Source organism: Microlunatus endophyticus, assembly GCF_014646195.1.
GTDB lineage: Bacteria > Actinomycetota > Actinomycetes > Propionibacteriales > Propionibacteriaceae > Microlunatus > Microlunatus endophyticus.
The window spans coordinates 37110-56310 of the sequence record NZ_BMMZ01000019.1 but is presented as its reverse complement, the minus strand read 5'-3'; the positions used below and the strand labels follow the sequence as shown (position 1 = coordinate 56310).

Sequence of the window (19201 nt, the reverse complement as noted above, 5' to 3'; positions counted from 1 at the left end):
ACCTCGAACACAGTTGATGGCATACACCATCATCCCACACTGTAAACGAATTAATGACGCGCAACACTAGCGCGGATCTCGGTAGCCGGTGCGGACAAGTGAGGACACTAGGAGACGTCGGCGTCGATCTCGGCGCGGTGCTCGGGCAGGATGCCGATGCCGCGCCGGCTGTAGTAGATCAGCACGCCGATGCCGATGATCAGCCAGGCGATGCCGCCGATCTTGGCCGCGGGTTCGGCGTTCCAGAGCACGAAACCGATGATCGCGAAGCCGATGACCGGGACGATCCAGTGCAGCACGATGTTGCGGGACCGGCGGCGTACGCCGAAGTAGCCGATCACCGACACGTGCAGCAACAGGAAGGCCGTCAGCGCGCCGAAGTTGACCAGGCTGCTGATCAGGCTGAGCTGTCCGACGAAGAACAACCCGAGCACCAGGGTGATGCCGCCGACCAGCAGGATCGCCCGCTCCGGCACCTTGTTACGCGCATTGATGTGGGACAGGAAGCGCGGCAGCTGGCCGTCCCGGCTCATCGAGAACAGCAGTCGCGAGGTGGCGCTCTGTGCGGCGACCGCGTTGGCGATGCCGACCGCCAGGGCGTTCATGGCCAGGAAGGCCACCTGCCAGGCGTGGGTGGAGACCGACCGGACGATGTCGAAGAAGGCGTTCCCGGCCGCGGCATCGGAGAAGGAGGTCGTGTCCGGCACCAGCATGCCGGCCAGCCAGGTCTGGCTGATGAAGAAGATCGCCACGATGATCAGTCCGAGGATCATCGCCGTGCCGGCCGACTTGTGGCCACCCTTGCTCTCCTCGGCCAGGGTCGCGATGCCGTCGAAGCCCAGGAACGACAGCACCGCGATCGACAGCGCAGTGGCCACCAACGAGGCGCTGAAGTACTGGTGGTTGAAGAGCGGTGTGGTGGTGAACCGCGCCCCGGCGGTGCCGTGCACGATCGCCAGGATGGCCATGATCACGAAGATCACGATGAAGATCACTTCGGCGGCCAGGAAGAGCCTGTTGACCAGTGCGGTGAAGGAGATCCCGATGTAGTTGACGCCGGTGTTGATCACCAGGAAGATGATCACCCAGATCCACTTGGGCACGCCGGGGAAGATGCCCGACATCGACTCGGCGGCGAAGACGTAGAGCAGCGTCGGCACCAGCAGGTAGTCCAGCAGGATCGTCCAGCCGGCGATGAAGCCGAGTCGCGGGTGCAGCCCACGGCCGACATAAGAGTAGACCGATCCGGCGATCGGGAAGGCCCGCGACATCTGGGCGTACGACAGCGCGGTGAAGATCATCGCGACCAGCCCGATGATGTAGACCAGCGGCACCATGCCCTTGGCCTCGTTGAAGACCGTCCCGAAGATCGCCCAGGGTGCGATGGGCACCATGAAGACCAGGCCGTAGATCAACAGGTCAACGGTCGACAGCCGGCGGCTGAGCTCTTGCTTGTAGCCGAACTCGGCGATATCCTCGCGCTGGGCCTCGGGTGCTTCTGGCATAGCGCCACCTCCGTACGTTCTGGGCTCGGATCAGTCGTTCTCGGACAGGAAATTGCCAACCACAGCAAGGAATTCCTCCGGCTCCTCGACATGTGGCATGTGGCTGGATTCGGTGAAGACATGCGAGCGCGCGCCGTTGATCTTGTCGACGAACGGCTGCCAGACGTACGGCCGGGCCTCGTCGTAGGCGCCCGCGACCACCAAGGTCGGCAGCTCGATCCCGGACAGCCGGTCGACGATGGTCCAATCCTTCAGGCTGCCGATGACGTGGAACTCCGAAGGGCCGTTCATGGTGTGGTACACGGTCGGTTCGGCCTCGATCTGGGCGAACGTGTCGGAGACCTCGACCGGATTGGGCACCACCCTGCAGACATGGCGGTCGTAGAAGACCTGCATCGCCCGGGCGTACTCCGGATCGTCGGTCGTGCCGGCCTGTTCGTGACGCAACAGCGTCTGCTGGACGTCGGCGGGAAGTTGATCACGCAGTTCGTTGGCCGCGCGCAGCCAGAGCTCCATCGAGGCCGGGGAGTCGCAGATCGTCAGGCTCCTGATACCGCTGCTGTCGGAGAGCACCACCTCCGGCGCGAGCATGCCGCCCCAGGACTGGCCGAGCAGATGGAAGCTATCGATGCCGAGATGATCAACGAGCGTGCGCAGCTCCTCGACGAACAGGTCGACGGTCCAGAAATCCGCCGGCACGTCCGGGAGATGCGTGCTCTCGCCGCAGCCGAGCTGGTCGTAATGGATCACCGCCCGGCCGTCGGCGGCCAGATTGGCCATCATCAGGGTGTAGTTGTGGGCGGCGCCGGGGCCACCGTGCAGCACGACCAGCGGGGTACGGTCGCCGCCAAGATCACCGGTGACCCGGTACCAGGTCTCGTGCCCGCGGAACGGCACCGTCCCGGTACGGCTCGGCTCCGGAAATCGTGGGTCATGCGATTGGACCATCTGCAGCCTCTTCGGTACGCGCTCGATCCTGGAATTGAGGTCAATCTAGTACCCTGCGGCCGACCTCCGAGCCCTCTGTAACGTCGTTGTTCGAATCCGAAATGAGTGGTGCGGTGATCTTCAGGTGGGCTTGAATGATGCGGTGCGCTACGGGGACCTGACCTACCAGGAGATCGATCGGCTGCCACGGACGGATACGGTTGTCGTCCTGCCGCTCGGCTGCACCGAACAGCAGGGACCACACCTGCCGGTCGACTTCGACACCTGGTTCTCCGAGTCCCTCATGATCGCCGCGGCCAACGAGGCTGACCGGCGACGCGATCGCATGACCGTGGTGCTTCCGGCGATACCAGTGGGACCGACGCCCGAACACCGGAACTTCGGCACCGGTTATCTGCACCTGCCCGAGCCGCTGCACGATCAACTTGTCGTCGCCGCGATCTCGTCGATCCTCGAACAGGGCTTCAGGCACGTCGTCGTGTGGCGCGGGTGTGGCCAGCACGATCTGCACCAAGCCGTCGTACGAGTGGCTGTGGAGAATCCAGGGGCGGCCCCGGATCTGGACTTCGCCGCCTACAGCGACACCGGAGTGATCGGCGATCCTCGCCACGCCAGTGCCGATCTTGGTGACCGACTCTGGCGGGCCTGCGTCGACTGGGTGGCCGACTACCTCACGGCTGCCGGAGACGACTGCGATGCCTGATCAACAACGATCACTGATCGTGATCACCGGCGAGGAGGGTGCCGGCAAGAGCACGGTGATGAGCGCACTGCTGCCGCACACCCCCAACGGGGCGAAGATCGACGCCGAGGACATCGGTCAGGTCAACCCCTTCACCTTCGACGGTCCGTTCCTGGAGTTGCTCCGGCAGAACCTCACCGCTGTGATCGCCAACTTTCTGGATGCCGGTTACACCACGGTGATCGCGGGCAGCTTCCTCGACGGCGACACCTACGACGGTCTTCGGTCGCTCCGCACCCGTCTTCCATCCGATCTCGCGCTCTATGTCGTCCAGCTCCGCGCGTCCAAGATCGTCCGCGACCAGCGCCGGATCGCGCGTCCGAAGCCATCCAGCCAGGAGTGGCGGGACCGCGTCGACGCCGGCTATCCGATCGGTGACACGAGTCTGCAGGACAACGCGTACGACTATCGCTACCTCATGATCGACAACAGTGATCAGCAACTCGACGAGACGGTCGCCGCGATCAAGCTCGCAATTCCAGAAGTCTACGTCCTACGCCGCGCCGTGCCGGAGGACTGATCCCCCGGACTGGATCCAGGATCACCCGCCGACCGGCCGACCGGCGCGCAGATTGCTTGCGAACCTCGCGATATCGGCGAGCAGACCGGCGTACGCCCGCGGATCTGGTAGTTCGCTCGCAGTCACGTCGAGCACCCGATCGAGGGTGTCGTCGATGATCTTCGCGGCGTCGCGCAGACCCCATCCGGCTGCCTCGCGGACGAGATCGTCACGGCTGATGGCAGCGTGCTGATACTTGCCGGCGATCATCAGCGCCAGCGCACCATCATTGGGCAGATGGGTCTGAGGAACGACATCGTAGGCCGGCGCAGGCGTGATCGACTGGTCCGTCCGATGGAGCAAGGAGATGTTCTTGGTGTGCAGGTCGAGGTTGCCGATCGCGACCGACAGGGTCGTCAACATCAAGAGCGTGCGGAGAGAGCCCGGCTCGGCATGCCGGGCCAGGGTGGACGCGACGCGGGCGAGGCTCGCACCTCCGCCATGGCGTTGGTACTTCTGGTCACCTGACAGGCCGAGCGCCTGACTGAAATCCTCCTGATGTATTCGTTGGTTACCTGTCTCACGGGGGTTTCGGTCGTATCGCTCGATGACCAGCGCCGGCGTTGTGTCGAACGTCTCGAGGCGAGTTTCGAACTCGGCGAGCCCCAGCGCCCGCGCAAACCGCGAACCGTACTCTTCGTCGTAGATCATCGAGGGATGACCGATCGTCTCCGGCTTCAGGATGTGGGTCGACGGGTAGCCATCGAGCACCTGGGCCCAGCCATCGGCCGTACGAGCCAGGACGATCTTGTCCTGAACACCCGCAAGCGATGTCTTGCCACCAACAGGCCGGTTGGCCAGAGGTTCGTCACCGACACGGGCGAGGAGCTCTGCAACTGCGCGCTCGGAGAGCGGTTCGGTCGCCGGGGTCCTGGGCTCGCCCGGGTCGTCGGCATCCCAGATCTGGAGCGCGCCGGCGATATCGCGCCCGTAACGCCGCAACAGCCCGATCGTGTCGTAGGTGGCCACCGCCGCCTCATCTGCCATCCGGCTGAGCATGCGTCCTTCGGGAAGCAGGCCCGCGAAGAACGCCTGTCTCCTCCGCCGGTTGCTTCGACTCGTGACGACGGCGAGCGGGATCGCGACCGACAGGATCAGGCTGTCCAGCCCGTACCTTCTCACCGCGTCCGGCTCGGCGTGAAAGTCGAATGTCTGCCAGCTTCCGGACAACCGCCCGATCGGGCTGCCGTACAGCTCGACGGTCAGGTCACCCATCTGCGCGTCGCATCTCGTCGGGCGGCGCGATCGTTGCCGTGAGGGTCATGCCGGTCTCTCGCATGTAGCTGAAGAGTCGTTCGGTGAAGATCGACGGTTTCCCGGACTCGATCTCCCAGATGTAGCGCTGACTGGCGCCGATGCGCTGGGCGAGATCTCGCTGGCTGAGGCCGGCGAGCATCCGCGCCTGCTGCAGAATCCGACCGAGCGATTCCGCGCTGGTCACGGTCCCCGTGTATGAATCGTCGTCGGACACGCCACAAGCCTCCAGCTCGACTACGTTTCTGTAGTCAAGTTAGCTGACTACAAAACAGTAGTCAAACGGTTTGACTACATTATCAACGTCACAAGACGTTCCCGCGGGAACGTCTCAGCCGACGATGACCTCGACCCGCTGGAACTCCTTGACCTCGGTGTAGCCGGTGGTGGCCATCGACCGGCGGAGCGCTCCGACCAGATTCATGGTCCCGTCGGACACGGTCGAGGGACCGTGCAGGATCTGTTCCAGGGAACCGACCGAGCCGACCTCGACCCGCTCACCCCGCGGCAGCGATTCGTGCCAGGCCTCGGCACCCCAGTGATAGCCGTGTCCGGGCGCCTCGGTGGCCCGGGCCAGCGGCGAGCCGACCATCACGGCATCAGCGCCGCAGGCGATCGCCTTGGCGATGTCACCCGACCGGCCGACCGAACCGTCGGCGATCACGTGCACGTAGCGGCCGCCGGATTCGTCCAGATAGTCCCGGCGTGCGGCCGCCACGTCGGAGACCGCGGACGCCATCGGGACGGAGATTCCGAGCACGTCGCGGGTGGTGTGGGCTGCTCCCCCGCCGAAGCCGACCAGCACGCCGGCGGCACCGGTGCGCATCAGGTGCAGGGCGGCCTGATAGGTGGCGCAGCCACCGACGATCACCGGCACGTCAAGGTCGTAGATGAACTGCTTGAGGTTGAGCGGTTCGGCTGCCGAGGACACGTGCTCGGCCGACACGGTCGTACCGCGGATGACGAAGAAGTCGACCCCGGAGTCCACTACCGCCTTGGCGTATTCGCTGGTGTTCTGCGGTGACAACGCCCCCGCTGCCGGCACCCCGGCGGCCCGGATCTCGCTGATCCGTTTGGCGATCAGGCCGGGATCGATCGGCCGGGCATAGAGCTCCTGGAGCCGGTGGGTGGCCTGTTTGGAATCGGCGATCGAGGCGATCTCGGCCAGCAACGGCTCGGGGTCCTCGTAGCGGGTCCACAGTCCCTCGAGGTTGAGCACCCCCAGACCGCCGAGCTGACCCATCGCGATCGCCGTCGCCGGCGACATCACCGAGTCCATCGGCGCCGCGATGATCGGGAAGTCGAAGGTCAGCGCGTCGATCCGCCAGGCGAGGTTGACCTCTTCCTGTCCACGGGTGCGTCGCGACGGGACGATCGCGATGTCATCGAACGCGAAGCCCTGTTGGGCGCGCTTGTTGCGACCGATCTCGTACATGCCTGCCTTCGAATCTCCGGGGACGAATGTCACTTCGGAGAGTAGTAGTTGGGCGCCTCGGCCGTCATCTGGATGTCGTGCGGATGGGATTCCCGCAGCCCGGCGGAGGTGATCCGGACGAATCGGCCGCGCTCCTGCAGCTCGGGGATGGTGGTGGCGCCGGTGTAGAACATCGACTGCCGCAGGCCACCGATCAACTGATAGGCGACCGCGCCGACCGGACCGCGATAGGGCACCTGACCCTCGATGCCCTCGGCGATGATCTTGTCCTCACTGGTGACATCGCTCTGGAAGTAGCGGTCCTTGGAGTACGAGGGCCGCTTACCACGGCCGGCCATCGCAGCCAGCGACCCCATGCCCCGGTAGGACTTGTACTGCTTGCCGTTGATGAAGACCAGATCGCCCGGGCTCTCGTCGCAGCCGGCCAGCAGCGAGCCGAGCATCACCGTGTCGGCACCGGCGACCAGCGCCTTGGCGATGTCACCGGAATACTGCAGACCGCCGTCGCCGATCACCGGCACGCCCGCGGGCTTGGCCGCGCGCGAGGCGTTGTAGATCGCCGTCACCTGCGGGACGCCGATACCGGCGACCACCCGGGTGGTGCAGATCGAGCCCGGCCCGACGCCGACCTTGATGCCGTCCACACCGGCATCGACGAGCGCCTTGGCGCCCGCATAGGTCGCGACGTTGCCGCCGACGATGTCGACATGATCGGCCATCGGTTCGGTCTTGAGCTTGCGCACCATGTCGTGCACGCCCTGCGAGTGGCCGTGAGCGGTGTCGACGATCAGCATGTCGACGCCCTCCTCGACCAGCGCCATCGCCCGCTCCCAGGCGTCGCCGAAGAAGCCGACCGCCGCAGCGACCCGGAGCCGACCTTGATCATCTTTGCTGGCGTCCGGGTACTGGTCGGACTTCACGAAGTCCTTCAAGGTGATCAGACCGCGCAGCTTGCCTTGATCATCGACCAGCGGCAGCTTCTCGATCTTGTTCTGGGCAAGGAGTTTCAGGGCGTCGTCCTTGCTGATCCCGACGTGGCCGGTGACCAGCGGCATCTTGGTCATCACCTCGCCGACCTTGCGCCCGGGGTTGGCCTCGAAACGCATGTCGCGGTTGGTGACGATGCCCAGCAGCTTCTGGTCCTCGTCGACGACCGGGATGCCCGAGATTCGGAAGTGCGCGCACAACTCGTCGGCCTCACGCAGCGTCGCCCCAGGCGAGATGGTGATCGGCTCGTCGATCATCCCGGCCTCGGACCGCTTGACCTGGTCCACCTGGCGGGCCTGTTCCTCGATCGACAGGTTGCGGTGCAGCACCCCGAGGCCGCCCTCGCGGGCGATCGCGATCGCCATCCGGGCCTCGGTCACGGTGTCCATCGGAGAGGACAGCAACGGGATCTTGATCGAGATGTTCTTGGAGACCTGTGCGCGGGTGTCCACCTGGGACGGGATGACATCCGACTCCGCCGGTTGCAGCAGAACGTCATCGAAAGTGAGACCGAGCGTTTCGAACGGACCGGGTACGCCGGCTGGCGAGAGATCGGGATCCTGGACCACAGGAAATACCTTCCGACGAGCAAGGGTGGCGGTGGTACCTATGGTAACCACGCGACCCCGGATTTCCTCCTTCGCCGGCCCCAGCCCGGTTCGTCGCACGGCACCGGGGACGGCAAAGAGACGGCAACCGTTTGTCAGCTCGAGCTGGAATGTGCTTGGGTTGGGACCCGTGACGTCAATGCAGACCCGCGAGCCCGCCGAGCGCTCGGTAACCATTCACGATGTCGCAGCCCAGGCCGGCGTGGCCGCCTCGACAGTCTCCCGCGCGCTGAACAATCCCGGCCGGGTCAACGCCACAACCAGGGAGCGGGTGCAGCGGATCGCCGCGGAGCTCAACTACGTGCCGAGCAGCCAGGCCCGCGCCCTGTCCTCCGGCCGGACGCGTACGGTCGCCCTGCTGGTCCCCGACATCACCAACCCGTTCTACTTCGACCTGATCCGCGGCACCCAGCACCAGCTGAAGGCCGCCGGCTACAGCCAGGTGCTGCTGGACACCGAGGAATCGGCCGGCCAGGAGTCGGAATCCCTGGAACGACTCCGCAAGACCTGCGACGGCGTGATCCTCACCGCGTCCCGGTTGACCGACGAGCAGATCGTCGCCGCCTCGCGGCTGCATCCGCTGGTCACCGTGAACCGCAACGTTCACGGCGTCCCGAGCGTGCTGCTGGACGTGCCCGCCGCGATCAACCAGGCACTCGATCATCTGGTGTCACTCGGTCACCGGCGGATCTGTTACGTCTCCGGGCCGCCGAACTCTTTCTCCAACCGCTGGCGCTGGCGGGCACTCAACGAGGCGATCCGCTCCCGGCAGCGTCCGGGCGGGGTGAAGATCGAAGCCGTACGGATCGGCCCGTTCGCGCCGAAGACCACGTCGGGTGCCGGCGCAGCGGATGCCGTGATCAACACCAATGCGACCGCCGCCATCGCCTACAACGACCTGCTGGCGATCGGGATGTTGCGCCGGATGGCTGAGCGCGGGCTGTCCGTTCCGGACGATGTCAGCATCGTCGGCTGCGACGACATCTTCGGCGCGGACTTCTGCAACCCACCGCTGACGACGATGACCGCACCGATCGAACAGGCCGGTCGTGCGGCGACCACCATGATGCTCGGCCTGCTGAATCCGATGACCCCGGGACAGGTCAGCCCCCGCGGCGGCGAACGTCGGGTGCTGCTGCCCACGCACCTGACGGTGCGATCGACCACCGGCCCCGCCAGGAACGATATCCCTGCCGTACAAGAAGATCCGCCCCTCCGAGCGTCCGAGGAAGGACAGCAATGACCACAACCACCGGCCGACCGGCAAGCACCCCGGTACGGCCTCCCGTACGAGCGCTGGCACCGCATCCCGATCGACTGCTGCCGGCCGATACCGGTCTTCGTGATCTTGCCCGGTCGATCTACCAGCAGGTGTCCGGCGCTCCGATCTACTCCCCGCACGGCCACGTGGACGCGGCCGTCCTGGCCGAGAACCGGCCCTTCGGAAATCCCGCCGAGTTGTTGATCACCCCCGATCACTACGTAACCCGGCTGATCCACGCCTACGGAGTCGGCCTCGATCAACTCGGCGTCAACACCCCGGACGCCGATCCGCGTGAGATCTGGCGACTCTTCTGCAGCCATTGGCATGTCTTCGCCGGCACCGTCGTCCGCTACTGGTTCGAGAGCGAGCTGTCCGAGGTCTTCGGCCTCACTGTCCAGCCGAGTGCCGAGACTGCCGATGATCTTTACGACCAGCTGAGCGAGCAACTGGCCCGGCCGGACTTCCGTCCGCGGGAGCTCTTCGATCGGTTCAACATCGCGGTGCTGGCCACGACCGACGATCCGGCCTCGGACCTGTCGGCCCACCAGCTGCTGGCCGCCGACCCGGACTTCACCGGCACGGCCGTGCCGACCTTCCGCGCCGACCGCTACATGACCCCGAATGTCCCGGGCTGGAAGGGATTCCTGGAGGAACTGGCGGCGGCCGCCGATATCGACACCGGCAGCTATGCCGGACTGGTCGAGGCATTGCGCAACCGGCGCGCCTACTTCAAGCAGAACGGCGGGACCGCGACCGACTCGGGCACGGCGGATGCCTACGCGATCCCGCTGCCCGACGCCGAGGCCGAGCGGATCCACCGGGCAGCGCTGGGCGGATCGGTGGCCCCGGACGAGGTCGTCGCGTACCGGCGGAATCTGCTCTACCAGCTGGCCGCGATGTCGGCCGAGGACGGCCTGGTGATGCAGTTGCACGCCGACGTCGTCCGCAACTACGACCAGGCCTCCTTCGCGGCGTACGGGCCGGACACCGGACATGATCTTCCGGGCCCGGCCACATTCACGGCTGGGCTGCGGCAGGTGCTCAACGACTTCGGACGCAGCGACACCTTCCGGATCGTCCTGTTCACCACCGACGAGACGTCCTTCTCCCAGCAGATCGCGCCACTGGCGGGCTTCTACCCCAGCGTCTACGTCGGCGCCCCGTGGTGGTTCATCGACACCCCGGCGGCGATCAGCCGCTTCCGCGCCGCGGCGACCGACAGCGCCGGCTTCGGCAAGACCTCAGGCTTCATCGACGACACCCGCGCCTACTGCTCGATCCCGGCCCGGCACGACATGTCCCGGCGCCTGGATGCGGGTTTCCTTGCCGGTCTGGTGGCGACCCACCAGCTCGGTGAGGACGAGGCGTACGAGATCGCCGGTGATCTTGCCGGCTCGGTCCCGGTCAACACCTTCCGGCTGGAGAAGTACGTCCGCAGTTGATATCAGGTGCGGAGTCGGCCGGAAGCGAACTCACGGAAGATCCGCTTCGCGTGCGATCCCAGCAGCACCACTGATTGACCGTCCCGCGTCCCGAATCCACCGGTGGCGACGACCCGGCCGACCTTGGACGGCTTGATCGACCAGGCCCAGGCGGCGTATTGGAGCGCGTTCTCGGCGGGCAGGTCGGTCGTGGTCACCTTGCTCACGGTGCTGACGAGTTTGCCGAACCGGGTCGGGCCGAGCCTCTTCATCGCCTGGCCGAAGGCCATCAGCAGTCGCTGCTGGTCGGCCGAGCGACCGAAGTCGCCGTCAGGCAGGGAGTGGCGTTCCCGGGCGAACCACAGTGCCTTGTTGCTGCCCAGGTGAATCCTGCCCTTCGGGATACCGCGGCTGGGCATGGCATGCGGATTGGTGACGGTGACGCCGCCGATCTCGTGCACGAAACTCCTGAATCCGTGGAAGCCGGTCAGCACATAGTGCTTGATCGGCAACCCGGTCAACGAGGCGATCGCCTTCACCTGATTGGACGGACCGCCGTACACCATGGCGCTGTTGATCTTGCCGATATCGGTCCAGGTGTCTCGGGGAACGCCCACCACACCGGCCGAACCGGAGCCGTCGACACCGATGACCTGTAGCGTGTCGGCCCGGCTGCGGGTGATCGACTGGCCCTCGGAGGTCCGGGCGTCCGAGCCCATGATCAACACGAACTGCTTGTCTCCCGCCGACACCCCGTCGACGCCGAGATCGGGCCACCAGCCGGCGACCGCGGTCCACTTGCCCTTCCGGTACACCGCGAAGGTGAGGTCATGGCCCTGCGACAGGATGGCCACCGGCGTCCCGTGCCACTCGCCCCGGCTGCCGGTTACCGTCATCCGGGATGCCTTCGGGCGCCGGCGCTTCTTCAGTGCCGCCACTGCCGGTGAGGTCGCGATCTGATGGCCGCCGTACAGGGCCTTGGCGAAATCGGCCAGGCTGCCGGAAAGTCCTTTCGTGGCCACCGTGACCCCTGCCGGCTTGGGCCGCGCTGTCGGCGTCGGAGTGGGCGAGGGTGTCGGTGAGGTGGCGGCAGAGGTCGGCCGCGGGCCGGACGCCGAGGACTTCGGCTTGCAGGCCGTGACGATCCCGGCAGGTACGGCCGCCAGCAGCGCCAGGACACCGCGGCGCGGGATCCTTCCGGGCATCGCGGATCGTTCGGAGTTCACGGCATTCCTCCCTCGGGTCGGACCCGGGAGAGTTTTGTGCAGATCAGCCCGGATTGTCCACCGGACGCTCCGCGGTGACCTTGATCTCGCCGCCGCGCAGGGTCAGAAGTCCGGCATCGGCGACGGCTCGTACGGCATAGGTGTGGCCTGCTGCAGCCGGGAGGCGGACGCCGGCACGGGCACCCGGTTCGCCGGCCGGCACGGGGCCCACCTGATCCCAGTCATCGGGTCTTTCCAGGGTGTCGAGGCCGGTGATGTCCTGGTACTCGACACCGATCCGCAGCCCCTCGACGCTGCCCAGCTCAGTCGCCGCGACCCCGACCTCCACCTCGCCGTCGGCCGCCACCCAGGCCGCGTCGACGGTCTCGATCCGCGGCGGCACCAGCGCCGGTTCGACATGGGTCAGCTTGATCACGACGGGATTCGGCCAGGCCTTGTCGTTGTAGAGCCGATGGGTGTTCATCGCGCTCAGGTGCAGCCCGTCGTCCCGCTGTTCGAAGCTCGGCCGCGGATCGGCCCCCGGACGGTACTCCATCACCGCGCCGTTCTGGCCGAGCACCGTGATCTTGGTCTCCTCCGTCGCGCGCACCGACGCCAGGACGAAGTCGCGTCTGGTCCCCCACCGCCACCGATCGGCACCGGTGACATGGACGTAGAGATCACCGGAATCCTTGTTGCGGGTGAACCAGAGTGGCCCCTCGTTGGTGATCACCCACGGCCGGCTGTCGTAGATCGACTCGCTGTTGACGAACATCCACAACCCGATCTCCTGCAGCAACTGCTCCTGCTCGATCGGGATCGCGCCGTCGTGTCGCGGGCCGATGTTGAGCAGCAGGTTGCCGCCCTTGGCCCGGGTTTCGATCAAGGTCTCGATGATCTGCCGGCCGGACTTGTACGACTCGTTGGTCGGCTTGTACGTCCACTGGGTTCCCATGGTCAGGTTGGATTCCCAGGCCCCCTCGTACGGAAGTCCTGGCACGTACTGCTCCGGCGTCGGGATCGCTCCTCTGGTCACCAGCACGCCCGGGCTGACCTCCCAGGCGTGCTCGCGCAGGCCTTCCGGCGGGCCGTCGAAGAAGATCATGTCGACCTGGCCGTGGTCGGTGAGCAGCTCGGTGACCTGGGCCTTGGCCAACTCCATCAGGCCCGGATTGTTGGCCGGAGCGACCTCGGGTGTGTTGCGCTGGATCGGGATCTTGTTCTCCCACAACCAGTGGAAGTCATCGGGTGAGAAATACAGCCCCGGAGCGATGCCATGATCACGAAAAGCATCCAGCATCTCGCGGGTGATGTTGCGCTCGAAGGGTGTGTTCGCGACCTGGTATTCGGTGGTCGCGGTATGGAACATGCAGAAGCCGTTGTGATGCTTGGAGGTGAAGACCACATAGCGGATCCCCGCGGTCCGGGCCAGTTCGGCCCACTCGGTCGGATCGAAGCGCCGTGGCGCGAACCGGCCGGGCAGGACGTCGAAATAGCGCTGCACGTAGTCGTCGGAGGCACCGACCAGGGAGTGGCTGATGTCCATCCCGAGTTGGGTGTCGACGCTCCAGTGGATGAACAGACCGAAACCAAGATCACGAAGCCACTCCAGCCGTTCGGGATCATTCCCGTCGACCTGGGCCTGGGCTACGACAGAGTTGGACAGAGTCACCGGTGACCGCTCCTTGGATCCGAAACATCGGATGAATATGCTCAGTGCCCATCATGCACCGAGCCCGGTGGAGGTCGCCGCCGGGGTGCTGAAGCCGGTCGACCTCGGGCAGATACGACGAGGGCCCCTCCCATCCGGGAAGGGCCCTCGAAGTTGATCTTGCGCTACTGATCTTTCAGATCAGTGGCTGTGACCTGCCGGCTCGTCGTCCTCTTCCGGCTTGTCCACTACCAGGGTCTCGGTGGTGAGCAGCAGGGAGGCGATCGAGGCCGCGTTGGCCAGCGCCGACCGGGTCACCTTGACAGGGTCGATGACGCCGTCGGCGATCAGGTCCCCGTACTTGCCGGTGGCCGCGTTGTAACCCTCGGTCGGGCCCAGCTCGGCAACCTTGGAGGTGATCACGTAGCCCGGCTGGCCGCCGTTCTCGGCGATCCAGCGCAGCGGCTCGACGACCGACTTGCGAACGACGCCGACACCGGTCTCCTCGTCGGCCGGCAACCCGAGGCCACCGTCCAGAGCAGCAGCCGCGTGCACGAGAGCCGCGCCGCCACCGGCGACGATGCCCTCCTCGATCGCAGCCCGGGTCGCGGACACCGCGTCCTCGATCCGGTGCTTCTTCTCCTTGAGCTCGACCTCGGTGGCCGCACCGACCTTGATCACACAGACACCGCCGGCGAGCTTGGCGACCCGCTCCTGCAGCTTCTCCCGGTCCCAGTCGGAATCGGTCCGCTCGATCTCGGCATTCAGCTGGGCGACCCGACCGGCGACGTCGGTGGCATTGCCGGCTCCGTCGACGATGGTGGTGTCGTCCTTGGTGACAACGACCCGACGGGCCCGGCCGAGCACGTCCAGGCCGACCTGGTCGAGCTTGAGGCCGACATCCGGGGTGACAACCGTGCCACCGGTCAGGATGGCGATGTCCTCCAGCATGGCCTTGCGGCGATCACCGAAGGCCGGAGCCTTGACCGCGACCGAGTTGAAGGTGCCCTTGATCTTGTTCACCACCAGGGTGGACAGGGCCTCGCCGTCGACGTCTTCGGCAACGATGAACAGCTTGCCGGACGCGCCGATGACCTTCTCCAGCAGCGGCAGCAGATCGTTCATCGAGCTGATCTTGCCGGAGTGGATCAGGATGTACGGATCATCCAGCACCGCCTCCTGGCGATCACCGTCGGTGACGAAGTACTGGCTGATGTAACCCTTGTCGAACTGCATGCCCTCGGTGAACTCGAGTTCGGTACCGAAGGTCTGCGATTCGTCGACGGTGATCACACCGTCCTTGCCGACCTTGTCGAACGCCTCGGCGATCAGCGAACCGATCTCCTCGTCACGGCTGGACACCGTGGCGACCGAAGCCATATCGGCCGTGGTCTGCACCTCGCGCGCGTCGGACTGCAGACGCTCGACGAGCTTGGCGACAGCGGCATCGATGCCCCGCTTGAGGGCGATCGGGTTGGCGCCGGCCGCAACCGCGCGCAGGCCCTGGTGAACCATGGCCTGGGCCAGCACGGTGGCGGTGGTGGTGCCGTCACCGGCGATGTCGTTGGTCTTGGTGGCGACTTCCTTGGCCAGCTGGGCGCCGAGGTTCTCATACGGATCGTCGAGCTCGACCTCACGGGCGACGGTCACGCCGTCGTTGGTGATGGTCGGTGCGCCCCACTTCTTGTCGATGACCACGTAACGGCCCTTCGGGCCGAGGGTCACCTTCACCGTGTTGGCCAGGGTGTCGACGCCACGCTCCAGCGCCTGCCGCGCCTCCTCATCGAAAGAGAGGATCTTGGGCATGAACTATCCCTTCTCAGATCTTCGGCGGACTACTTGGAGACGACGGCGAGGATGTCGCGGGCGTTCAGCAGCAGCAGGTCCTTGTTGTCGTAGCGAACCTCTGTGCCGCCGTACTTGCTGAAGATCACGACGTCGTTCTCGGCGACGTCCAGCGGAACCCGCTGTCCGTTGTCGTCGATCCGCCCTGGGCCGGTCGCGATGACCTTGCCCTCCTGCGGCTTCTCTTTGGCGGTATCCGGAATTACCAGGCCGGACGCGGTCGTCTGCTCGGCCTCGAGCGGCTCAACGAGGACCCGGTCCTCGAGCGGCTTGATCGTGACTGCCACGTTCAAACCCCTTTCAGTTCTGTGTCGTTACGAGTTCGTGTTGTATGCGGTAGTGACACGAGACGTCGTCGCGGGTGCCGTCCCTGCCCACCGGTCTAGCTGGCACACTCAGTGCGAGAGTGCTAATGGCGAGATTAGCACTCGGTCCCCGGGAGTGCCAGACCGGTGCGGCCGGACGGCCGACAGAACACCAGGGCCTGTCGTAGCCGATCATTCCCCCGAGCTGATCGGACACAACAGGCCCTGCGCATATTGGTACATCAGCGATCAGGATCTCCGGGGACTATTCGCCAGATTTGGCCCCCGAACACCGGAACGCGGTTCTACAGTTCTCAGGTATAGCCCCGTGTCCGCTTCGGACATGGCCCCCGCCTGGCCCTGCACGAGCACTGGTCCTGCTCACGTCCCGTCGGTCGGGAAAGACCGAGCGGGCTCGACGTGGGCGGGTCGGAAAGGGGAATCGGAGGAGTGCCGGCAGAAGTATTCGGGCGTCTGGAGCGCGCGGTGAACGACGCCGACGCGGATCTGGTCGCCGAGCTGGTCGAGTGTCATTGGTCGTACCTGATCCGGACCGACGCAGCGCTGCTCGTCCAGGCCGTCCGGTCGGTTCCTCAGGACCTGCTGCCGCAGCATCCCGGAGTCGCGCTGGTGCAGGAGCTCTTCGCCCCGATCCGTCCGGTGATCATCGAACGCGACGCCCCGCTGCTGGAACAGGCGACCAGGACGTACGCCGATCTTCCGGATCCACGCGCCAGGGTCGGCGTCGGCCTGGCCAGCATGCTGGCCCTGACCCGCCGCGGACGCTTCACCGAGGCGGCGACCTTCGGCCGCGGCTTGGTCCAGCTCGGGCTCGACCTTCTCGACCCCGGTTACGCGGACGGGTCCAGCGTCCCGGCGCTGGAACTGCATACCGGAATCGCGCATCTGATGAGTGCGGACTTCACCGCTGCCGAACGGCATCTGTCGGCCGCCTATCGGGATCTGTCCCCCTTCAGCAATCACGCCTTGGACGCAGCCGGAAAACTCGCGTTCCTGCATGCCCTGCGCGGCGAGTCACATCTGGCGACGATCTGGCTCGCCCGGGCCAGCAGCCGGCAACCGGATTCCAAGGATTGGTGGTTGAGTTCGACCGAGCGGCAGAGCATCGCGGCGGCTCACATGCTGGTCGCGATCGACCAGCTGAACTGGGCCGACTACCACCAGCACAACCTCACCGAGGACATGGCGGTTCCGAGTGAGAACTGGATGTACGTGGTCTATGCCCGCGCCCGGGCCGGGCTCTTCCTGGGCAATCAGCGGATCCTGATCGACGAGTTGCACGACCTCCGCGACCAGGTCCCGCTGATCTTCTCCCGGGACTCGCTGCCGAGCATGTTGCTGGACACTTCCGAACTCGACCTGCTGGTGCGATTGGGCGATCTGGATGCGGCGGCAGCGATCGCGGAACGGCTGGGCGACCATCCGCTGGAGCGGATCGCCGCAGCCCGGTACCAGCTGATCATCGGCAATCCCCAGGAGGCGGCCAGGATCGCAGACGAATCCCGCTGGCCGGTCCGGATCAGCCGCCGGGTCCGGCTCAATCTGCTCATCCTCGGGGTCACCGCCGATCTCGCGCTCCGGTTGAATTCCGATGACCGCGTACGGCTATTACGCCAGGCCGCGGTCGAGACTGCCAACGAGGTGGAGCCGTGGCTGTTCACCCTGGCGGTGAACGATCCCGCGACCATTCAATTGCTCGGCCGGCACGCCCCGGAGACCCAGCCGCTGCTGGCGAAGCTGAAGGAGATCGACCCGCCGCGGCCATTCCAACTCTCCCGGCCGACGGCGCCGCTCACCCCGCGCGAGCAGGTCCTGCTGAACCGGATCGCCGGACCCGGCTCGCTGGACGACATCGCAGCAGACCTGCACGTCTCCCCCGCCACAGTCCGCAACCAGCGCAAGAGCCTCTACCGCAAACTCGGTGCGACGTCGCGGGGGCATGCGGTCGAGATCGGTATCCGCAACGGACTGATGTCGACGGATCCGCCGAGCGGCCGCTGACCGGCCCACACCAGGAATCCTCAACCAGCCGGGTCTTCATCGGGGTCGGTCGCGGCGATCCGATCGAGCACCGCGGGCCGGGGCAGCGCGGGTGGTATGCCGCGTACGAAGGAGCGCAGGACCGCAGCGACCACAGGCGGGGAGAACAGCAGACGGGGTGCGCCGACCAGGTGGTAGACCTGCGTGAATGCCATCGCGCAGGCTGGGTCGCCGGCCACGGCGAGCCGGTTCATCCGATCGGTCCAGCGAGCCAGCAGCCGTTGCGGCACCGGCTGTCGGCCGCTTCCCGGCAGCTGCCGCAGGTCCTCGGAGGTGGCGACCGACCACGGGACATCGGTCACGGCCGCCAGCCGGCGCTGCAGCCGGCGGGTGCTGCTGACGTCGTGGACCCTGCCGATCGACCGTCCCAGCAGTTCGGCCTGCATCGCGGCGACCGTGATCCCCTGGCCGTAGATCGGGTTGAACGCACAGAGCGCGTCCCCGATGACCAGCAGTCCCCGCGGCCAGCTGGCGTCGCGGGCATACGGGATGCGGCGGTTCCCCGTCTGCCGGTAGACGGCCACGTCGCTGATCGGCTGCAGGCGGGCCACCAGCTCGGCAGCAGCAGGATCCCGCAATGAGGAGAGGAAGTCGACGAACTCGTTCGTGTCCCGAGAAGGTCGTCGATCGCCGTAGCCGGCCGCGAGCGCGAGCCACTGCCGGCCCTCGACCGGGAGCACCGTGGATCCAACCGGCACCTCAGGCGTCGCGAGGATCACCAGCCCGGTGTCGAGCGGTGGGGTCTCCGGTCCCTGGTAGCGGCGCGAGGCGTAGCCCAGCTTGGCCTCCACGCTCTCCGGCTCGGAGACCGAGTAGCCCAGGTCGGCCAACCATTGGGGCAGCCGTGAGCCCCGACCGGAGGCGTCGACGACCACGTCGCCGCTGACGGCCTCACCCGTCGCGCCATGGACCTCCAGTCCGTCAGCCGTCTCACCGAGGCCGCTCACCCGGAAGTCATCCCGGAGATTGACACCGGGGATCTCGAGCGTGCGACGGCGGGCCAGCAGCTCCAGCACCGGCCGGCTGATCGACAGGATCTCGTACGACGGCAGATCGGTCGGTGACCAGCCGTGCAGGCCGAGCCATGGCATCGTCCCGGTGTCGAGGAGCAGTCCGCCCGCGTCGAGGGCATCCTGCCGAAGACCCGGCAGCAACTGGTCCAACGTCAGCAGGCCGCGGTGCAGGACGACGTGGGGCTGCACTCCCTGAGGGACGCCCAGCCTTGGAGTCGCGCTCTCGGACAGCCGATCGCGCTCCAGCACGGTGACGTCGGCTCCGGCCCTGGCCAACGCAGCGGCGGCGAACAGCCCGGCGAAGCTGGCGCCGACGATTACCACGCGGCGAGGAGGGTTCGTCATCGGAGCAGTCTCCTTGTCTGCGGGCGCGGCTGACGATCATCGTCCCATCACCT

16 protein-coding genes are annotated in these 19201 nt (G+C 66.3%); 5 read left to right on the top strand and 11 right to left on the bottom strand.

All coding sequences use genetic code 11. The annotated features are described in order from the left end of the window. Positions 1–107: 107 nt before the first annotated feature. Positions 108–1505 (bottom strand): APC family permease, encoded by a 1398-nt coding sequence (locus IEY07_RS23190; RefSeq protein WP_188898392.1) that lies wholly within the window; start codon positions 1503–1505, stop codon positions 108–110. A gap of 30 nt (positions 1506–1535) precedes the next feature. After that, the gene (locus IEY07_RS23185; protein WP_188898389.1) at positions 1536–2453 is read right to left on the bottom strand and encodes a proline iminopeptidase-family hydrolase; all 918 of its coding nucleotides are present in this window, start codon (positions 2451–2453) and stop codon (positions 1536–1538) included. Between the two features lie 124 nt (positions 2454–2577). Between IEY07_RS23185 and IEY07_RS23180 the strand changes: the two genes are divergently transcribed. Beyond that, positions 2578–3156: a creatininase family protein gene (locus IEY07_RS23180; RefSeq protein WP_229670581.1), complete on the top strand. Its 579-nt coding sequence runs from the start codon at positions 2578–2580 to the stop codon at positions 3154–3156. Continuing rightward, the gene (locus tag IEY07_RS23175) at positions 3149–3715 is read left to right on the top strand and encodes a hypothetical protein (protein WP_188898387.1); all 567 of its coding nucleotides are present in this window, start codon (positions 3149–3151) and stop codon (positions 3713–3715) included. The genes IEY07_RS23180 and IEY07_RS23175 overlap by 8 nt, the downstream gene beginning before the upstream one ends. Before the next feature lie 21 nt (positions 3716–3736). Here the strand turns inward: IEY07_RS23175 and IEY07_RS23170 are convergent, their stop codons facing one another. The 4 genes from IEY07_RS23170 to guaB all read right to left on the bottom strand — a co-directional run bounded on the left by IEY07_RS23170 (position 3737) and on the right by guaB (position 7999). After that, on the bottom strand, positions 3737–4969 hold the full coding sequence (locus IEY07_RS23170; protein WP_188898385.1) for a type II toxin-antitoxin system HipA family toxin: 1233 nt from the start codon (positions 4967–4969) through the stop codon (positions 3737–3739). After that, complete coding sequence (locus IEY07_RS23165) at positions 4962–5225, bottom strand: helix-turn-helix domain-containing protein (protein WP_229670579.1); 264 nt, start codon at positions 5223–5225, stop codon at positions 4962–4964. The genes IEY07_RS23170 and IEY07_RS23165 overlap by 8 nt, the downstream gene beginning before the upstream one ends. A 114-nt stretch (positions 5226–5339) precedes the next feature. After that, a complete protein-coding gene (locus IEY07_RS23160; RefSeq protein ID WP_188898383.1) occupies positions 5340–6443 on the bottom strand; it encodes a GuaB3 family IMP dehydrogenase-related protein in 1104 nt (367 codons plus the stop codon). Positions 6444–6472: 29 nt separating this feature from the next. Continuing rightward, entirely contained in the window at positions 6473–7999 is a 1527-nt protein-coding gene (gene guaB, locus IEY07_RS23155) for an IMP dehydrogenase (protein ID WP_188898381.1), read from the bottom strand. A gap of 178 nt (positions 8000–8177) precedes the next feature. Between guaB and IEY07_RS23150 the strand changes: the two genes are divergently transcribed. Both IEY07_RS23150 and uxaC read left to right on the top strand, forming a co-directional pair. Next, on the top strand, positions 8178–9281 hold the full coding sequence (locus tag IEY07_RS23150) for a LacI family DNA-binding transcriptional regulator (RefSeq protein WP_188898408.1): 1104 nt from the start codon (positions 8178–8180) through the stop codon (positions 9279–9281). Then, a complete protein-coding gene (gene uxaC, locus IEY07_RS23145; RefSeq protein WP_188898379.1) occupies positions 9278–10744 on the top strand; it encodes a glucuronate isomerase in 1467 nt (488 codons plus the stop codon). Before IEY07_RS23150 ends, uxaC begins: the two co-directional genes overlap by 4 nt. A 2-nt stretch (positions 10745–10746) precedes the next feature. On the opposite strand, the gene IEY07_RS23140 is transcribed toward uxaC, so the two are convergent. The 4 genes from IEY07_RS23140 to groES form a co-directional block, all read right to left on the bottom strand. Beyond that, positions 10747–11949: an LCP family protein gene (locus tag IEY07_RS23140; RefSeq protein ID WP_188898377.1), complete on the bottom strand. Its 1203-nt coding sequence runs from the start codon at positions 11947–11949 to the stop codon at positions 10747–10749. Between the two features lie 43 nt (positions 11950–11992). After that, the gene (locus IEY07_RS23135; protein WP_188898375.1) at positions 11993–13600 is read right to left on the bottom strand and encodes an alpha-L-fucosidase; all 1608 of its coding nucleotides are present in this window, start codon (positions 13598–13600) and stop codon (positions 11993–11995) included. Between the two features lie 180 nt (positions 13601–13780). Further along, positions 13781–15385, bottom strand: coding sequence for a chaperonin GroEL (gene groL, locus IEY07_RS23130; protein ID WP_188898374.1), 1605 nt, complete (start codon positions 15383–15385; stop codon positions 13781–13783). Between the two features lie 29 nt (positions 15386–15414). Continuing rightward, positions 15415–15711, bottom strand: a complete 297-nt coding sequence (groES, locus tag IEY07_RS23125) for a co-chaperone GroES (protein ID WP_188898372.1) — start codon at positions 15709–15711, stop codon at positions 15415–15417. 468 nt (positions 15712–16179) lie between these two features. Here groES and IEY07_RS23120 point away from each other — a divergent pair, with 468 nt between their 5' ends. After that, positions 16180–17751 (top strand): helix-turn-helix transcriptional regulator, encoded by a 1572-nt coding sequence (locus IEY07_RS23120; protein WP_229670577.1) that lies wholly within the window; start codon positions 16180–16182, stop codon positions 17749–17751. A gap of 20 nt (positions 17752–17771) precedes the next feature. Here the strand turns inward: IEY07_RS23120 and IEY07_RS23115 are convergent, their stop codons facing one another. Next, the gene (locus tag IEY07_RS23115) at positions 17772–19148 is read right to left on the bottom strand and encodes an NAD(P)/FAD-dependent oxidoreductase (protein ID WP_188898368.1); all 1377 of its coding nucleotides are present in this window, start codon (positions 19146–19148) and stop codon (positions 17772–17774) included. Positions 19149–19201 lie beyond the last annotated feature (53 nt).

Coding starts and splice junctions, on each gene's coding strand:
- IEY07_RS23190 (WP_188898392.1), bottom strand. CDS start 1,505: ATGCCAGAAGCACCCGAGGCCCAGCGCGAGGATATCGCCGAGTTCGGC.
- IEY07_RS23185 (WP_188898389.1), bottom strand. CDS start 2,453: ATGGTCCAATCGCATGACCCACGATTTCCGGAGCCGAGCCGTACCGGG.
- IEY07_RS23175 (WP_188898387.1), top strand. CDS start 3,149: ATGCCTGATCAACAACGATCACTGATCGTGATCACCGGCGAGGAGGGT.
- IEY07_RS23170 (WP_188898385.1), bottom strand. CDS start 4,969: ATGGGTGACCTGACCGTCGAGCTGTACGGCAGCCCGATCGGGCGGTTG.
- IEY07_RS23160 (WP_188898383.1), bottom strand. CDS start 6,443: ATGTACGAGATCGGTCGCAACAAGCGCGCCCAACAGGGCTTCGCGTTC.
- IEY07_RS23150 (WP_188898408.1), top strand. CDS start 8,178: ATGCAGACCCGCGAGCCCGCCGAGCGCTCGGTAACCATTCACGATGTC.
- uxaC (WP_188898379.1), top strand. CDS start 9,278: ATGACCACAACCACCGGCCGACCGGCAAGCACCCCGGTACGGCCTCCC.
- groL (WP_188898374.1), bottom strand. CDS start 15,385: ATGCCCAAGATCCTCTCTTTCGATGAGGAGGCGCGGCAGGCGCTGGAG.
- IEY07_RS23115 (WP_188898368.1), bottom strand. CDS start 19,148: ATGACGAACCCTCCTCGCCGCGTGGTAATCGTCGGCGCCAGCTTCGCC.